This is a genomic window from Marnyiella aurantia (assembly GCF_014041915.1).
GTDB classification, from domain to species: domain Bacteria; phylum Bacteroidota; class Bacteroidia; order Flavobacteriales; family Weeksellaceae; genus Marnyiella; species Marnyiella aurantia.
Genome location: NZ_CP059472.1, coordinates 1,769,929 through 1,786,160, shown reverse-complemented (window position 1 = coordinate 1,786,160; position 16,232 = coordinate 1,769,929). Strand labels below are relative to the sequence as shown.

Annotated in this window: 17 protein-coding genes; 5 read left to right on the top strand and 12 right to left on the bottom strand. The window is 42.9% G+C overall.

Annotation, left to right across the window (positions count from 1 at the left end; genetic code table 11):
- Window positions 1-3: 3 nt before the first annotated feature.
- The 7 genes from H1R16_RS08240 to rsfS form a co-directional block, all read right to left on the bottom strand.
- Window positions 4-2,142 (bottom strand): cation:proton antiporter, encoded by a 2,139-nt coding sequence (locus H1R16_RS08240; RefSeq protein WP_228451074.1) that lies wholly within the window; start codon window positions 2,140-2,142, stop codon window positions 4-6.
- Between the two features lie 2 nt (window positions 2,143-2,144).
- Window positions 2,145-2,717 (bottom strand): hypothetical protein, encoded by a 573-nt coding sequence (locus H1R16_RS08235; RefSeq protein WP_181887055.1) that lies wholly within the window; start codon window positions 2,715-2,717, stop codon window positions 2,145-2,147.
- Between the two features lie 73 nt (window positions 2,718-2,790).
- Window positions 2,791-3,444: a phosphatidylserine decarboxylase family protein gene (locus H1R16_RS08230; protein WP_181887056.1), complete on the bottom strand. Its 654-nt coding sequence runs from the start codon at window positions 3,442-3,444 to the stop codon at window positions 2,791-2,793.
- Between the two features lie 4 nt (window positions 3,445-3,448).
- Window positions 3,449-4,321, bottom strand: coding sequence for a phosphatidate cytidylyltransferase (locus tag H1R16_RS08225; protein ID WP_181887057.1), 873 nt, complete (start codon window positions 4,319-4,321; stop codon window positions 3,449-3,451).
- A 17-nt stretch (window positions 4,322-4,338) separates the two neighbouring features.
- Window positions 4,339-4,920, bottom strand: coding sequence for an LUD domain-containing protein (locus H1R16_RS08220; RefSeq protein WP_181887058.1), 582 nt, complete (start codon window positions 4,918-4,920; stop codon window positions 4,339-4,341).
- A gap of 128 nt (window positions 4,921-5,048) precedes the next feature.
- Window positions 5,049-7,049: an ATP-dependent zinc metalloprotease FtsH gene (gene ftsH, locus H1R16_RS08215; protein ID WP_181887059.1), complete on the bottom strand. Its 2,001-nt coding sequence runs from the start codon at window positions 7,047-7,049 to the stop codon at window positions 5,049-5,051.
- Window positions 7,050-7,065: 16 nt separating this feature from the next.
- On the bottom strand, window positions 7,066-7,428 hold the full coding sequence (gene rsfS, locus H1R16_RS08210; protein WP_181887060.1) for a ribosome silencing factor: 363 nt from the start codon (window positions 7,426-7,428) through the stop codon (window positions 7,066-7,068).
- 75 nt (window positions 7,429-7,503) lie between these two features.
- On the opposite strand from rsfS, the gene H1R16_RS08205 reads away from it, so the two are divergent.
- Window positions 7,504-8,220, top strand: a complete 717-nt coding sequence (locus H1R16_RS08205; RefSeq protein WP_181887061.1) for a biotin--[acetyl-CoA-carboxylase] ligase — start codon at window positions 7,504-7,506, stop codon at window positions 8,218-8,220.
- On the opposite strand, the gene H1R16_RS08200 is transcribed toward H1R16_RS08205, so the two are convergent.
- Genes H1R16_RS08200 through H1R16_RS08185 form a run of 4 tightly spaced genes read right to left on the bottom strand, consistent with a single transcriptional unit; the run spans window position 8,214 to window position 11,549 of the window.
- Entirely contained in the window at window positions 8,214-9,308 is a 1,095-nt protein-coding gene (locus tag H1R16_RS08200; RefSeq protein WP_181887062.1) for an LptF/LptG family permease, read from the bottom strand. The genes H1R16_RS08205 and H1R16_RS08200 overlap by 7 nt on opposite strands.
- A 15-nt stretch (window positions 9,309-9,323) precedes the next feature.
- Window positions 9,324-10,457 carry a tRNA guanosine(34) transglycosylase Tgt gene (tgt, locus tag H1R16_RS08195; RefSeq protein WP_181887063.1) on the bottom strand — a complete coding sequence of 378 codons (1,134 nt, stop codon included), beginning with the start codon at window positions 10,455-10,457 and terminating at the stop codon, window positions 9,324-9,326.
- Window position 10,458: 1 nt separating this feature from the next.
- Complete coding sequence (locus tag H1R16_RS08190; protein ID WP_181887064.1) at window positions 10,459-10,827, bottom strand: DUF4296 domain-containing protein; 369 nt, start codon at window positions 10,825-10,827, stop codon at window positions 10,459-10,461.
- Between the two features lie 5 nt (window positions 10,828-10,832).
- On the bottom strand, window positions 10,833-11,549 hold the full coding sequence (locus tag H1R16_RS08185) for a polyprenol monophosphomannose synthase (RefSeq protein ID WP_181887065.1): 717 nt from the start codon (window positions 11,547-11,549) through the stop codon (window positions 10,833-10,835).
- Between the two features lie 70 nt (window positions 11,550-11,619).
- Here H1R16_RS08185 and H1R16_RS08180 point away from each other — a divergent pair, with 70 nt between their 5' ends.
- From H1R16_RS08180 to H1R16_RS08165, 4 genes are all read left to right on the top strand, one after another.
- Window positions 11,620-12,297 (top strand): DUF4271 domain-containing protein, encoded by a 678-nt coding sequence (locus tag H1R16_RS08180; protein ID WP_181887066.1) that lies wholly within the window; start codon window positions 11,620-11,622, stop codon window positions 12,295-12,297.
- Window positions 12,298-12,309: 12 nt separating this feature from the next.
- The gene (locus tag H1R16_RS08175) at window positions 12,310-13,050 is read left to right on the top strand and encodes a uroporphyrinogen-III synthase (RefSeq protein WP_181887067.1); all 741 of its coding nucleotides are present in this window, start codon (window positions 12,310-12,312) and stop codon (window positions 13,048-13,050) included.
- Between the two features lie 191 nt (window positions 13,051-13,241).
- Window positions 13,242-15,302 (top strand): S9 family peptidase, encoded by a 2,061-nt coding sequence (locus H1R16_RS08170; RefSeq protein WP_181887068.1) that lies wholly within the window; start codon window positions 13,242-13,244, stop codon window positions 15,300-15,302.
- On the top strand, window positions 15,286-15,636 hold the full coding sequence (locus tag H1R16_RS08165; protein WP_181887069.1) for a hypothetical protein: 351 nt from the start codon (window positions 15,286-15,288) through the stop codon (window positions 15,634-15,636). Before H1R16_RS08170 ends, H1R16_RS08165 begins: the two co-directional genes overlap by 17 nt.
- Before the next feature lie 14 nt (window positions 15,637-15,650).
- On the opposite strand, the gene H1R16_RS08160 is transcribed toward H1R16_RS08165, so the two are convergent.
- Window positions 15,651-16,142: an SRPBCC family protein gene (locus H1R16_RS08160; protein WP_181887070.1), complete on the bottom strand. Its 492-nt coding sequence runs from the start codon at window positions 16,140-16,142 to the stop codon at window positions 15,651-15,653.
- Window positions 16,143-16,232: the final 90 nt, after the last annotated feature.

Genomic DNA, 16,232 nt, shown 5'->3' with positions numbered 1-16,232 from the left:
ATTCTATTTAAACAGATTTCCCAGTAAATTGCCTATTTCAGCAAAATCATCAGGATTGTTTACACTCCGGGAGTATAATCCGGTTCCTTCTTCGCTGTTCCGGTTGGCGTAAGGGTAAATTAGAATGTAATTTCGGTCTCGGAAATCGCTGTTTAGATGATGAGATACCGACTGCATGGCAGGATGAAATGATTCCATACCCCGCTTGGCCAACATCAGGATAAGAGCTTCGTCATTTTTCATCTTGCCTGCAATTTTTGGAAGATCCTTCCAGTTATTGAAGATGAGGAATTCCGCATCTATTGTTGCTTTTTTCTGGATGGTTTCCAGCATCTGTGTCATATTGTCATCAGCATAAAATATAAGTCTTGTTGATGAATGGCGGGAGATATTCCACACCTTCTGCAGACATTTGAAAAATCCTGCCTCCCTGTGCGCATTCCTGGGGATCAGGACATGATAGGCCTGGATGGTGGCTACCGGCTGCACGGAATGATAGACGAGCAGATTAGTATTTTCGTTGGTTAAGTATCCGTTATAGAGGTTATAAATGAAAGATGAAGAGAAACCCCTTTCGCAGTCCACAGCAATAATAAGATCAGTAATTCTGTGTTCCCGGATTTCATTGTTGATGCCATTTACAACATCGGAGTCATGCCTCTTCAGCATATTCAGTTTAAGGTCTGCAGCTGCAGCTGTTTCTGCGGCAGTAGCCAGCAGTTTTTCAGCAATTTTATCAGAAGATTCATTCTCCTTTTCATTGATGATGTTAAGGGCAAACACATTCTCAGTATTCTTCCTGGACTTCAGAAGCAGTGCCAAATTGGTCATAGGTGCCACAGTAGCTTGATAGCTCAGCGCCAGCAGGATTTTTTCCTCATCCTCTGCTTCGTCACTCATACTGTTCTCACTTTCTGCATCAGCAATGTTTTTACCACTTTTTTGTGATACAAAAGAGGACACCGTACATGAAACAAGTATCAGGAGGATACTTCCGTTCAGTACACTTTCATTTAGAAGTCTGATGGGCTCCCCGCTTTCAGTTTCGCCGATAATAATATTGTATCCAACCATTACCGTGGCCAGTGTTGCGGCTGCCGAAGCCGAGGACAGTCCGAAAACCAACTTACCTTCATCATCCGTAAACCTAAATGTTTTTTGCGTAGCCAATGCTGCCAGATACTTTCCTCCCAGTGAAATGACGGTCATAATAAGCGCTACTTTTATTGTTTCGAAATCCTTGAAAAAAGCCTTAAAGTCTATAAGCATGCCCACACTGATCAGAAAAAAGGGAATAAAGATGGCATTTCCCACAAAATCAATCCGGTTCATGAGTGCCGAAGTATGAGGGATAAGTCTGTTAAGCGCCAATCCAGCCAAAAAGGCACCAATAATTGCCTCTACCCCCGCCAGCTCCGCAAAGAGTGAGGCCAGGTAGATCATCACCATCACGAAAATGAAATGGGAAACTTTATCGTGGACTTTTTTAAAAAACCAGCGAGCGATTACCGGAAAGCCAAACAGCACTACACCGGCAAAAACAAGCACAGAAAGCGTTAACCTGATCCAGAATGCGGGCGTAACTGTACCCTGCGCCATACCTACGCATACCGCCAGGACCAATAACGCCAGCACATCGGTTATCATTGTTCCGCCCACAGTTACATTCACTGCGCGGTTTTTTGCTATCCCAAGTTTACTTATTAGCGGATATGATATGAGGGTGTGGGAAGAAAATATACTGGCGAAAAGTACAGCGATAAGCATGGCATACCCCAGGATGTAATATCCTGCAAAAATACCCAGCACAAGAGGTACGGAAAAAGTGTACATTCCGAATGTTAAACTCTTCCATTTGTTTTTCCTGAACTCTGTAAGGTCTATCTCCAGTCCGGCCATAAACATGATGAATAGCAAACCTGTAGTTCCCATAACCACAACACTTGCATCACGTGGCAAAACATTGAAACCATGAGGTCCAATAACTGCACCTGCGATGATGAGGCCTATAAGGTGCGGAACCTTAATCCTGTTCAGTAAGATTGGAGCAGATAGAATAATGATGAGGATAACCAGAAACTTAAGAATAGGATCCTCCAGCGGTAACACAAAATGGCCCGCAATACTTATCATACTGTTCATAATTATTTTCTTACAAGTTCGATGGAGAATTGCGAGGTACAGGATTGGTCTACCTGTATTTCCCGGGTCCCTGCCAGCCGCTCCGCAGAAACTGTACCGAACTCAATTTTAAAGGACCGGTTTACAGGGGCGTCAGGCGTATTTTGTGATGCAAGCAGGATTCGTGTACCATCATACTCGCCGGTGTACATTCGTATAACACCGGTCTTGTTAATATTTTTTGCTGCAATTTTACCATCATCCACAGAAAGGTTCCATTCGTCTGTACGTACGTCTCCTACTACATAATCCGTACAGTTGGAGTGAGTGCAAACGATCTTTCCGGTCCAGTTGCCTGTGATATCTACCGGCAAGGGATTTACAGCAACACTGTCCTTCATCGCAGTAAGACTGTCCCGGAGTTCCAGTAAGGACTTATAGTCTGCAGCTTTCAGTGCGAACTCCTTTTCCTTAACCGTAAGTAAGGAATCACGTTTTTGCAGCTCCAAATGTTTTAGGTCTGATTCTTCTTTGCACCCCAGCAGCATTATAATAAACAGAGAAATCAGTAAATTATAGGTAAGTATTTTTAACATTCTTATTTTGTTTGTCAAAATATACAAAAAAAATCCGGCAATGCCGGACTCTCTAATAAGTTTAGGGTGCTGGTTAAGTTTTCATTCTTGCAATAATATCAACTCCTCCTTTGGTTTTATCACCAATTTTGCAGATGATTTCGGTGTCCAGGGGCAGAAATACATCCATTCTCGAACCAAATTTTATGAAACCAAATTCGTGACCGGCCTTTGCACTGTCACCTTCATTACAACTGAAGACAATTCTGCGTGCTACATATCCGGCAATCTGTCTGAAGACTACCTGATGGTTCGTTAGACTTTCCACCGCCACCGTAGTTCTTTCATTTTCTGTGGAGGATTTTTCATGCCAGGCAACCAGATATTTCCCGGGATGATATTTTTTGTAAACCACTTTACCGGACACGGGATAGCGGCAAATATGCACATTAAGAGGCGACATAAAAATGGAAACCTGAATAGCTTTTCCTTTAATAAATTCGTCCTCATCCACTTCTTTAATCATAACAACCTTGCCATCTACTGGCGCAATCACATTTTCTGTATGATCTTCAATATCGCGGTTCGGTACACGGAAAAACCAAAAGACAAGTGCGTAGATTATAAGGAGCGGAATAATCACGACCAGGGCCCAGAGCTCCAGAAAATATACAGCTAAAAAGCTCAGTACTGCAAAAATAAGGGTAGCAACAACAATGGTCCCTTTGGATTCCCGGTGAAGTTTCATGATATTAAATAAGTTTTTCTAATATAAAATACAAATATACTACAGGCGCACAGATAATAAAGCTATCCAACCGGTCTAAAATACCACCGTGTCCCGGAATCAGATTGCCGGAATCCTTTACAGCGAAACTGCGCTTCAACTGGCTCTCTACCAAATCGCCAAGTGGCGCAAAGATGGCAATCAATGCACCAACGATCATCCAGTTACCGCGAAGCTCCGGAAAATATTTATCTACAAAAAATGCCAGTATAACTGTAAGCACCACGCCACCGGCAAAACCTTCCCAGGTTTTCTTGGGTGATATCTTAGGCGCCATCTTATGTTTTCCGAAAAACTTTCCTGTAAGATAGGCAAAAGTATCACTGCTCCAGATCAGGATAAACAGGAAAAACACCTCCAGACTGAAGGTATTCTGATACGCGGAATATTTTGGCAGACCAAGTGCGAAACCCAACGGCAGGGCTGTGTATATTACCGTAAATATGAGTTTGCCACTGTCGTAGTAAAGTTCTGAACTGTATTTAAACAATGTGACTACTGCAATCAGGATCAGCGACAGCGCAAGTATTTCAGACAGCCTGAAATCGTAGTAGAATCCAAAATTGAAATATCTTTTACTGAAAAGGTAGAAAACAAAAAAAGCAAGCGGCAGTACAATCCAGCGCTCGTATCCGGTGCCAAATTTCATGATCTTCATACATTCCCACACCGAACCTAAGAACAACAAGGCTATAAGACCGTAATAGAGGTAGTGCTGTTTAGCCGCGTCCGGGAAGATTCTGTTAACAGTTTCTGCACCTGCCGGGTGCACACAGGCCATAATGATCAGGATATATACCAAACCAGAGATGGTACGCTGAATTAAATTTTTGTCCAAGGCAATACTGTTAGTTACTAGTCTTCAATAAGAAGAAGGAAAAGTTTCGTGCTGTTACGTGTAGGGGCGTCCAGTTTGTTTTGGTTTCCACTGATTGAAGTGAGGTTCTTCACGTTACCATTGCGCTTGATCTTGCTCATAGCTTCGTTAAGGTTGGATACAATCTGGGAAACATTTGCCATCACAATTATCTTCTCAGGTAAACGTGATGAGTGGAAGTGCTTAATATTATTGTGCGAAAGCATTATCCTGCCATCATAAGCAATCAGATATTCGCATGTGATAAAGGCTGCGTCATTTGCAAGTTCAAGATTATCGGTGAACGGAACTTTTATAACGTCAAGAAAATTCTTTAGGTCCCGGTCACAGCAGAAAACTGATTTAAGCTGTTCAATTTTTACAATCTGATTCAGGATTTGAAGTGCTTCAGCTTCATCTGCACAGTAATTAAAAAATCCACCGGAATGGGTAAAAAGCTGCGCAAACTTGTAGTCGAGGTCCGCATTTTTAAGCGAATCTCCAAGTTTTTCCAGGCTCTGATTTTCCGTTTCCTCAGACTGGTTCATTATCTTGCCGACAAATTTTTTAAATAAGCTCAACTTCGTTCAATTAGTATATCAATACAAAAGTATAAAATATTTCAGTTAATCACCGGAAACCCTGATATAATGACAAAAAATACCCGGAATTGATCTGCTTGAACATCAATGCCGGGAAATTTTACTCTTTACAGTTGCGTCGGGCTTTCCGGCGCCGCAGTATTCTCGTCTGGAACTGCTGTGGGGGCTGTCTCAGCTGCGGATCCTGCAACTGTACTTACAGGATGTTCTGTAAGCTCCGGATCCCATGCTCTCTTCCCGAAGATTTCTTCCAGGTCCTCGCGGAAAATAACTTCCTTCTCCAGAAGTTTTTTAGCAAGGCTATCCAGTTTATCACGGTTTTCCGACAGAATATCCAATGCACGTGTGTACTGATTTTCGATAATTTTTGAGATCTCCTGGTCTATCATTTTTGCGGTTTCCTCAGAATAAGGTTTTCCGAAACTGTACTCGCTCTGTCCTGAACTGTCGTAATAAGAGATGTTACCTACTTTATCATTAAGGCCGTATATGGTTACCATAGCTTGAGCCTGCTTGGTTACGCGTTCAAGATCCGAAAGTGCACCTGTAGAAATATTACCGAATACTGTTTGCTCAGCAGCCCGGCCACCCAGTGTTGCACATAGTTCATCATACATCTGCTCGGTGGTTGTAAGTGATCTCTCTTCCGGCAGATACCACGCAGCTCCCAGGGAACGTCCACGGGGAACGATGGTCACCTTTAGCAAAGGTGCGGCATGTTCCACCAGCCAGGATATGGCAGCATGACCAGCCTCATGGTAGGCAACACGGCGCTTTTCGGATGGTTTAATGGCTTTATTCTTCTTCTCCAGTCCACCAATGATACGATCTACCGCATCCAGGAAATCCTGCTTCGTTACTGATTCATGGTTGTTCCGTGCAGCAATAAGTGCGGCTTCATTACAAACATTAGCAATATCAGCACCGCTGAAACCAGGGGTCTGCTTAGCCAGAAACTCCCTGTCAATGTTATCATCCAGCTTAATTTTGGAAAGATGTACATCAAAAATTGAGCGTCGCTCATGTAATTCAGGTAAATCCACGTAGATGGAGCGGTCGAAACGTCCGGCTCTCATGAGCGCTTTATCCAGGATATCCGCTCTGTTGGTCGCGGCCATTACAATTACGTTAGTATCTGTACCGAAACCATCCATCTCCGTAAGGAGTTGGTTCAGCGTGTTCTCACGTTCATCATTCCCGCCTGTGAAATTACCCTTACCTCTTGCGCGGCCAATGGCATCAATCTCATCAATAAATATAATGGCGGGCGATTTTGCTTTTGCCTGTGCAAACAAATCCCTGACGCGGGAAGCACCCACACCTACAAACATTTCCACAAAATCGGAACCTGACAGGGAAAAAAACGGCACTTTAGCTTCACCAGCTACGGCTTTTGCCAAAAGGGTTTTACCCGTTCCGGGAGGACCTACAAGCAGTACGCCTTTCGGGATCTTACCACCAAGTTTCGTGTATTTTTCGGAGTTTTTAAGAAAGTCTACTACTTCCTGCACTTCCTCTTTGGCACCTTCCAGTCCTGCTACATCCTTAAATGTGGTCTGAACTTTGTCTTTTTCGTCAAAAAGTTTCGCACGTGATTTTCCTATTGAGAAAATCTGGCCGCCAGGACCGCCGCCACCAGCCATTTTCCTGAAGAAAATGAAGTAGATGATTGACAGAATAATCAGACCCACTGCGATCTGTATAAGAAAACTTTCCATTAAACTGCCGGCAGTATCCACATTAATAGTGGTCTTAAGTTGCGGATTCTCGGCTTTTACTTTATCAAACTTCTCCATGAGAAGTCTAAGTTCACCGAACTTCAGATTATAATCTGCACCCGGAGTTGTTTCCAGCGCTGCAAAGGGACTCTTACTTCCTTCCGCATTTTTAGCCAGAGCGGTACGGGCCTCAGGCGTCAGGAATACATCTGCCGTGAAATTGTCTCTGTATGCTTTGATATTCTGGACTTTCCCCTCCTTCATCATATCAAAAAACTGCTCTTCCGTAATCTCGGAACTGGAAGAAGGCATAAAAAGCCCCCGACCAAAGAACAGAAGGAATGCCAAAATGGCTATGGGAAAAAACCAGTTAAATCCTTTATTATTCATTCAAATTTTTTTTAAATTAAGCTTCTATCCTGGTTATCTGTGCATCGCCCCACAACTCCTCTATATCATAATATTCCCGTATATGTTTCTGGAATATGTGAACGACTACGGAAACGTAGTCTACAAGAACCCACATAGCATTCTCGGAACCTTCCACATGCCATGGACGTTCCTGAAGATCATTACGGACTTTCTTTTCGATATTACCGGCAATTGCCGAAACCTGAGTATTTGAGTTTGCGCTACAGATGATGAATGTTTCCGCTACGGAATTCTCTATCTTTGAAAGGTCGAAAATCATTATATCTTCACCCTTTGTATCCTGTACTGCATCAACGATTTTATCTATTAGTGCTTGCTTAGCTGTATTGTTATTCATTAAAATTGGTATAATCTGCAAATTTATTCTTTTTTCTTTACTTTAACATTCTCAACAGTCTTAAAACTTTCATAAATGACCACCCTGATATACCTGAAGGAATGCGGCTCCACTAATGATGAGATTCTGAAATACATCCATGCCGGCAGCAATCATTTTTCAGGTGTTTACACTTTCAATCAGACCAATGGTCGCGGACAGTATGGTAACGGGTGGAAAACCTCTGAATGTAAAAACATCGCGCTTACCGTGGCAATTCCTGAAAACTATGTTAAGACTTCCGATTCTTTATTCAACTTTTATACCGCGCTGGCGGTTCGCGAATTTGCAGCCAATCTGACAAAGCATGAAGTAAGAATTAAGTGGCCCAATGACCTCATCATCGGAAATAAAAAAGTATGTGGAATGCTGATTGAGAAAAAGAAGGTGCTGCACCACCAGTACTATATTGTGGGAATAGGCATCAATGTACAGCAGGAAAATTTTGAAGACCTGCCCAGGGCCGGGTCACTGCTCACACAGACCGGAATCCCATTTCCTCTTACCGAAACCGCTGAAGCCCTTTATAATTTTCTGATATGTAAAGCTAAAGATAATCCCACAGGACAGGATGTACTGCAATGTTACAATACTTTCCTCTACCGAAAAAAGGAGGTTGCAGTTTTCAAAAAAAATAATAGTAGTCAAAATGGCATGATTTCTCACGCAGATGAATTAGGGAACATATGGATTGAGCTTGAGCACGACGGTCTGCAGAAGTTCTACCACAAGGAAATAGAAATGCTTTACTGATTCGCTCTTCGAAAGTAAAGTATCGCAGCAAGCGGAGCAAAGACCATATTCGGCAGCCACATGGCTACCACCGGTGGCAGGGTCTTATTCTCGGATACTACTTTGAGCGCTTCAAATGAAAAAACAAAAATAAAGGCCAATGCAATCCCTATGGCCAGGTTTACTCCCAAACCACCGCGCTTTTTCTCAGAAGCAAGTGCAAGCGCCAGAAAAGTGAGAACTATTACGGAAACAGGCATTGCAGTACGTTGGTATAGTTCGTTCAGGTAGGTATTCAGATTGCTGTTGCCCTTCTCCCGTTCACGGTCAATAAATCTTAACAGCTCAGGTGTGGTCTTGGTCTGACCCAAGAGCTGGTCCGGAAACAGCTCTTCAGGCGGAAACCCAAACTTCCTGAATATCTCTGCACCACTTGTCAATTTTTCAGAATCGTCCTTATTGACCGTTTTTTCGTGGAAACTGCTTAACACGAAATGTTGTTTTGCATCATCCCAATACATCTCTGCAGCTAAAAGTTGGTAGACCAACCTCTTGTCTTTATCATACTTCCTGTAGGCAAATCCGGATCCCCTCTTTTCTTTTTTGTTATAACTGTGGATGAAGATATATTCGTTCACATTTATCTGTGCCGATACGGGTGCACTTCCGATGATTTGCTCCCGCTTTCGCGCATTCATGGTGTAGGCCTCCAGTTCATTTTTCTGGATGTTGGCCCACGGCAGAACATAGTGATTAATAACGAGCGAAAAGAGCCCTATAAAAAGGGACGTTATAAAATAAGGCCTTGCAAAACGGTGGAAACTGGCACCACTGCTGATTATAGCAACAATCTCAGTATTATTGGCCATACGTGATGTAAAGAAAATCACTGCAATAAATACGAGAATAGACATGAATGTCATAACCAGGTAAATGATCCAAAACGGGTAATACTGCGTCAGGAATTCCGAAAGCTGAAAACCGTTTTCTTCAATACGCGGCTTTTTGGCCTGCACATCAATTACCAATACCACTGTAGAGAGCAGCAGCAAAATGAAACCGAAGGTTCCCAGGTATTTTTTGATGATATAACGGTCTACAATCCCCATGAAACTGCTGAATAATTACAAACGCTGGCGCAAAGCCGGCATCACTGAGTCCTTCCACTGGTAAAAATCTCCGGCCAGTATATGCTCACGGGCTACTCTTACAAGATCCAGGTAAAATGCCAGGTTATGGATGGAGGCAATCTGTTTTGCCAGATACTCTTTGGATACGAAAAGATGCCTCACATAGGCTTTACTGTACTCTCGGTCTACGTAACTGGTTCCAAACTCGTCCAAAGGTGAAAAATCGTCTTTCCATTTCTGGTTTTTCATATTCATCACACCATTCCAGGTGAATAGCATAGCATTCCGCGCATTTCGGGTAGGCATTACACAATCCATCATATCGATACCGAGGCCAATGGATTCCAGAATATTCCATGGAGTACCCACACCCATCAGATATCTGGGTTTCTCCTTGGGAAGAACATCCGTTACGATATCGGTAATACGGTACATTTCGTCTTCAGGCTCACCAACGGAAAGCCCACCGATGGCGTTTCCCACAGCATTGCTTTCGGAAATTACCTCAGCCGAAATTTTACGCAGATCCGCATACGTAGACCCCTGCACAATAGGAAAAAGATGTTGTTGGTGTCCGTACATCTCAGGATTCTCCGCGCACCAGTCTATACATCTTTTAAGCCAGCGATGGGTCAGTTCCATTGATGTTTTGGCCTGATTGTATTCGCACGGATATGGAGTACATTCATCAAAAGCCATGAAAATATCGGCACCGATCTGCCTTTGAATCTCCATTGATTTCTCCGGAGAGATAAACTGAACGCTCCCGTCTATATGCGATTTAAACTTTACACCTTCCTCCGTCATTTTACGCGATGCTGCCAATGAGAATACCTGATAGCCGCCTGAATCTGTAAGGATAGGCAACTCCCAGTTCATAAATTTGTGCAGACCGCCGGCCCGTGTCATGATGTCCATTCCCGGACGAAGCAGTAGGTGATAGGTATTTCCTAAAATAATCTGTGCTTTTATATCGTCCTTCAGTTCACGCTGGTGTACTGTTTTTACCGAAGCTACCGTACCCACTGGCATGAACATTGGCGTTTGTATCTGCCCGTGATCTGTTGTGAGGATACCTGCGCGTGCTTTACCTTCTGAAATTTTATTTATTTGAAAAAATGGCTGCATATTAATTACTGGGAAGTTCCTGCTTTTTTATTTTCTTAAGTTCGTTTTCAATGTATGTGTCCGCCTTCGGATGACTGTTTTTGATGATGTTCTGAGCTTCCGTCAGTATCCCCTGCAACTTGCGGCTTGTAGCATAATATTTATAGCTGGCTGTAAAATCGGCCGCACTAATTTCATGTTTTTTAAGCACAAATCTGGTTGCATTTTCCATATTACTTTTTGGATTCAGCCTGAGCAACTCTTCCTGAACAGTCATTTCAGCTATGATTTCGGACATCGTATCCTCATCAAGAAGTTTACCCGGCCGCTCCACATAATCTGAGCAGGCCAGAAAAAAGGTAAACGTACAAAAAAACAGAAACTGTTTCATTCCCTTTATAATTTTCCAATTAATGACTGCCACTTCAGGTGAAGGACACCAAAAACTGCTTCACCAATGATACCGCCGTTCATCTTGCTCTCTCCCCTAACCCTGTTCGTAAATATAATAGGCACCTCTACAATCCTGAACCCTTTTTTAAAAGCACGGAATTTCATTTCTACCTGAAAACCATAGCCTTTAAGGTTCACATTATCCAGTCCGATTTCTTCCAGAACTTTTCGTGAAAAGCAGGCAAATCCTGCAGTGGTATCATGCACCGGAATACCCAAAACAAAACGTACGTATTTTGACGCACAATAAGAAAGCAAAACCCGTCCCATAGGCCAGTTAACCACATTTACACCGTTGGAATAGCGGGAACCCACGCTCATGTCGGCAGTAAGACATGCCTCGAACATCCGCGGCAGATCAGCAGGATTGTGCGAAAAATCGGCGTCCATCTCAAAAATATAGTCATAACCGTTCTGCAGTGCCCATCGGAATCCGTGAATATAGGCCTTGCCTAATCCGTCCTTTACTTTACGGACACTTAAATGCAGATGGTGGGGGTATTTTTCCTGTAGCTTCTTTACAAGATCAGCAGTCCCGTCCGGTGAGGAATCATCCACCACGAGTACGTGAAAATCCTGTTCCAGAGCAAACACCTCGGCTATAATGCCCTGAATGTTTTCACGCTCATTATAAGTGGGTATGATAACGAGTTTCTTCATTTACGGGTGCAAAGATAGTGTAATTTCAAGACTGCTTTTTGGTTTTTAAAATAATCCTATTTTTGCACAAATGTTACAAATAATTGCAGAAACACCCTTCGCCAACCAACTTCGTCTTACCGAGAGCTATGACTGGGTGATTGCCATTCTGCTGCTTTCCTGCTTTCTGTACGTGTTCATGCTGTCTTCGCTGCATCGGGGTATAAATATAAAACGTTTCCTGATGCAGGATATTACTGACGCGAGTAATGTTGTTATCACGTGGGTCATTGTCTCCTTCGCGTACTGCCTGAGCGTGGCTGCTCTTATTTCACAATATGTGCCCACAGTCCCGAGATTTCTTTCGCTGCCTGAAGTTCTTGGCCTGCAGTTCAACAAGTTTGGATTCACATTTCTGTGCCTTATCCTGTTTTATATGGGTAAAGCTGCCCTAAGCTATCTTTTTTACCAGAGCGTAGGCTTTTCCAGACGCTGGAACTCCTTCTGCTTCACGGCTACAAGGTTCTATTTTGTACTTTCGCTAATTATTATGGGCCTGTGCATTGGCCATTATTATTTTCCCATAGATAAGAGTGAAGCGTTAGTATATTACATTTTGTTCTTTGGAATCGTTTTCATATTCAAAGTGTTATTTTACATCTTTCACAAAAACCACATTCTGCCTAATGAGTGGTATTATAAATTTTTGTATATTTGCACGCTCCAATTTATACCTATAATGGCGCTTTGGAAAATGTTATTTTTTTAAACACAAATTAATATGAAAATTAAATCTATTCTTGTTTCTCAGCCGCCACCAAGTGAATCTTCACCGTATCTGGAGATGGCGAAAAAGGAAAAAATCAAAATAGATTTCCGTCCGTTCATCCATGTGGAAGGTCTGGACAACAAGGAACTCAGAACACAAAAGATTGACCTTTCGCAGTTTACAGGTATTATTTTCACAAGCAAAAATGCAATTGACCATTATTTCCGCCTGGCGGAGGAGATGCGTTTCAGCGTACCGGACTCCATGCGGTACATTTGCCAGAGTGAGGCCATTGCCAACTATCTTCAGAAACATATAGTATACAGGAAAAGAAAGATCAGCTTTGGTGAAAAAACCTTTGCAGACCTGGCACCACTTTTTAAGAAGTTCCCTTCGGAAAAATATCTTCTCCCATCTTCAGATGTGTTGAGTCCTGATATCCCTGTTATTCTGGACAAAGCAAATGTCGAATGGACCCGTGCAATTATGTACAGAACCGTTTGTTCTGACCTAACGGATATAACGATACAGGATTACGATATGCTGGTGTTTTTCAGTCCGCAGGGAATCAAGTCGCTTCATCAGAATTTTAAAGACTTTAAGCAGGGCGATACCAAAATTGCTGTATTTGGCCCTACAACACAAAGTGCTGCAGAAGAAACCGGACTTATGGTGAATGTTATGGCGCCTACGAAGGAAACCCCTTCTATGACTATGGCTATCGAAAAGTACATTAGAAATATGAATAAGTGATACCCTTGGTATCCTGGCTATACAATCCGTTCCTGGCTGGGACGGATTTTTTGTTTAAAATGCAGCTCAGTTTGCCCCAGGTCACGAAACCGCATTAAGGAAGACCTATCCCCGGTTTAAAAGTAACCGATAAGTGCGATAGCGAACTCCACTGCTCTAAATTAATTATCTTTGACATCTTTTATAAGAAAATGAACATTCCCCAAGCCAAGAAAATAGAAAAGATCCTGGAAAAACACGGCGACCGCCGAAGCGACCCTTATTTCTGGATGAACGAAAGAGAGAATCCTGAAGTAACTGCATATCTGGAGTCAGAAAACGAATATGCCGATTTTGTGATGAAAGACACTGAGCAGCTGCAGGAGGAACTGTTCCGGGAAATGAAGGCACGCTACAAAAAAGATGACGAATCTATTCCGTATTTTTTTAATGGCTACTGGTATATAGTTAGGTATGAGAAGGGAAAGGAGTATCCCATTTTCTGCAGGAAGCACCTTACTCTGGAAAGCCCAGAGGAAGTGATGCTCGATGCCAATGAACTTGCCCAAGGTTACGAATATTTCGATCTTGGCAGTGCTGCAGCAAGTCCTGACAACCGTTTGGGCGCTTACTCCACCGATACTGTCGGAAGAAGGATTTACACCATTCAAATTAAAAACCTAAACACAGGCGAAGTACTGGCTGACATCATTGAAAACTGTACCGGTAAAGCCGTGTGGTCTGCAGATAACCAGTATATTTTCTACATACGTAAGGATGAAAACCTGCGTGCCTATAAAGTATTCAGACACAAAATCGGGACAACTTCTCAGGAAGATGCTGAGGTATATCATGAGAAAGACGAAGCGTTTGACGTACATGTGTACAAAACAAAGTCACTTGAATATATATTTATTGGCAGTTCCAGCACCCTATCAGACGAACACCGCTTTATTTCCGCCAATAATCCCCTGGGTGAATGGAAAATCCTGCAGCCCAGGGCTGATGAGCTGGAATATTCTGTAGAACATTTCGCTGATGATTTCTATATTATTACAAATGCCGATGACGCCTTTAACTTTAAACTTGTAAAAACTCCGGTCAGCACTCCGGGAATTGAAAACTGGACAGATATTGTGCCTCACCGCGAGGATGTTTTACTTGAAGGTTTTGAAATATTCAGGAACTTTTTAGTTGTTGAAGAACGTAAGGAAGGACTTTTACAGTTAAAAGTTACCGACACCAGAAATGCTGAAAGTCACTATCTGCCTTTTTCGGATCCTACTTATACAGCATTTATCAGCCTTAATCTGGAATTTGACACTGATAAACTCCGTTACGGTTATACCTCACTCACCCAGCCCACCACCGCGTACGAGTATGACATGGGCGCGCGCACCACTACCTTGCTGAAGCAACAGGAAGTTTTGGGCGGCAATTTCAGCCCCGAAAATTACATTTCTGAACGCCTGTGGGCAAAATCGCGTGATGGAGAAACGATGATTCCGGTCTCGTTGGTCTATCATAAAAACACACCAAAAAGCCCGGAAACCCCTCTTCTTATGTACGGTTACGGAAGTTACGGACATACCGTAGATGCCGGATTCTCCAATGTGCGCCTTTCACTGCTGGACCGCGGCTTCATATATGCCATTGCTCATATCCGTGGTGGCGAATATCTGGGCCGCGAATGGTACGAAGAAGGCCGTATGCTGGAGAAGAAGAATACCTTCTACGACTTTATTGATGTTGCCAAATATCTCATTTCCTCCAAATACACCTCACCAGCTCACCTGTATGGAATGGGTGGTTCTGCGGGAGGCCTGCTGGTGGGTGCTGTAATAAATTTTGAACCCCAACTGTTTAACGGAGTTATCGCTCAGGTACCGTTTGTGGACGTGGTAACCACAATGCTGGACGAAACCATTCCGCTGACTGCCGGGGAATATGACGAGTGGGGAAACCCAAATGACAGTGAGTATTATCATTATATGAAATCCTATTCGCCGTATGACAACGTGGAAGCAAAGGCCTATCCCAATATGCTGATTACGACCGGACTGCACGATTCACAGGTTCAGTATTGGGAACCGGCCAAGTGGACAGCAAAATTGCGGGAATTGAAAACAGACAACAATATACTGATCTTTAAAACGGACATGAGCTCTGGACACGGCGGCGCCAGCGGAAGGTTTGAAAGCCTGAAAGAGGATGCACTGGAGTTTGCATTTTTATTAAAACTTGAAAAAAAGAATAATGAACAATTTAACTGAAGGAGAATTGTGGGCAAATGTTGAAAATTTCTTTGTGGAAAATTTCGACACCGAAAAACATCCCTCACTGGACACCATACTTTTTCTGATCGGTGTACAGGAACTTGGCAGCGGCCAGCAGAAATACACAAAAGATGACAAACTGAATATCCTTCATATTGCAGTATGCCGGCTGCTTGAACCTTTTGGATACTACAAATTTTCACATTACGACAAGGACGGCTTTCCACATTTCAGCGAAGTGGAGCAACTTCCTGAACTGAAACCGAATGAGCAGCAACTGCTGATGAAAAAAGCAATCATCCAGTATTTTATGGATGAAGAGCTTTTTTAAACCTTTTAATAGTACTATCTGGAATTCAGAGCCTGTTCCAAATTGTCAAGACCTGCACTAAAACCCTCTGCAAAACCAAAGTTGAGGATCTTTTCCAATTCCGCTGTTGATTTAAAATGAAGGTTCACTGTTAGTTTAGTCCCTTCCTGAACACCGGTAAAACCAATAAGCCAGTCGACGACTTGTTTATCCGTATCAATATTGCCAGCCGAATCTGAAAAATAATCAGACCAGGCGATACTGCGGTGGAACATAATTTCACTGTACCGCACTCCAGCGTGATGGCGTTCGCCCTCCGGTCCAGCCATCGCATACTGCCAGACTCCGCCTTCCGAAAAGTCCAGACTTTTGGTTTCGCATTTCCACGGCTTCGGCGCCCACCAGCTGTCCAATAATTCCTTTTCGGAAAAGTGTTTCCAAACCGCAGATACTTCAGCAGCAAAAACTCTCATTATAAACATTGTGGCCGCTTCCCGGTCAATCTGAACTATAGTTTTGTCCTTCATCTCTAGGTATTATATTTCAAAATTAAAAAAATAGAAATTAACCGCGTTACAAAACAGTCATTCAATTTATAATAAACCGTTAAAAGAATC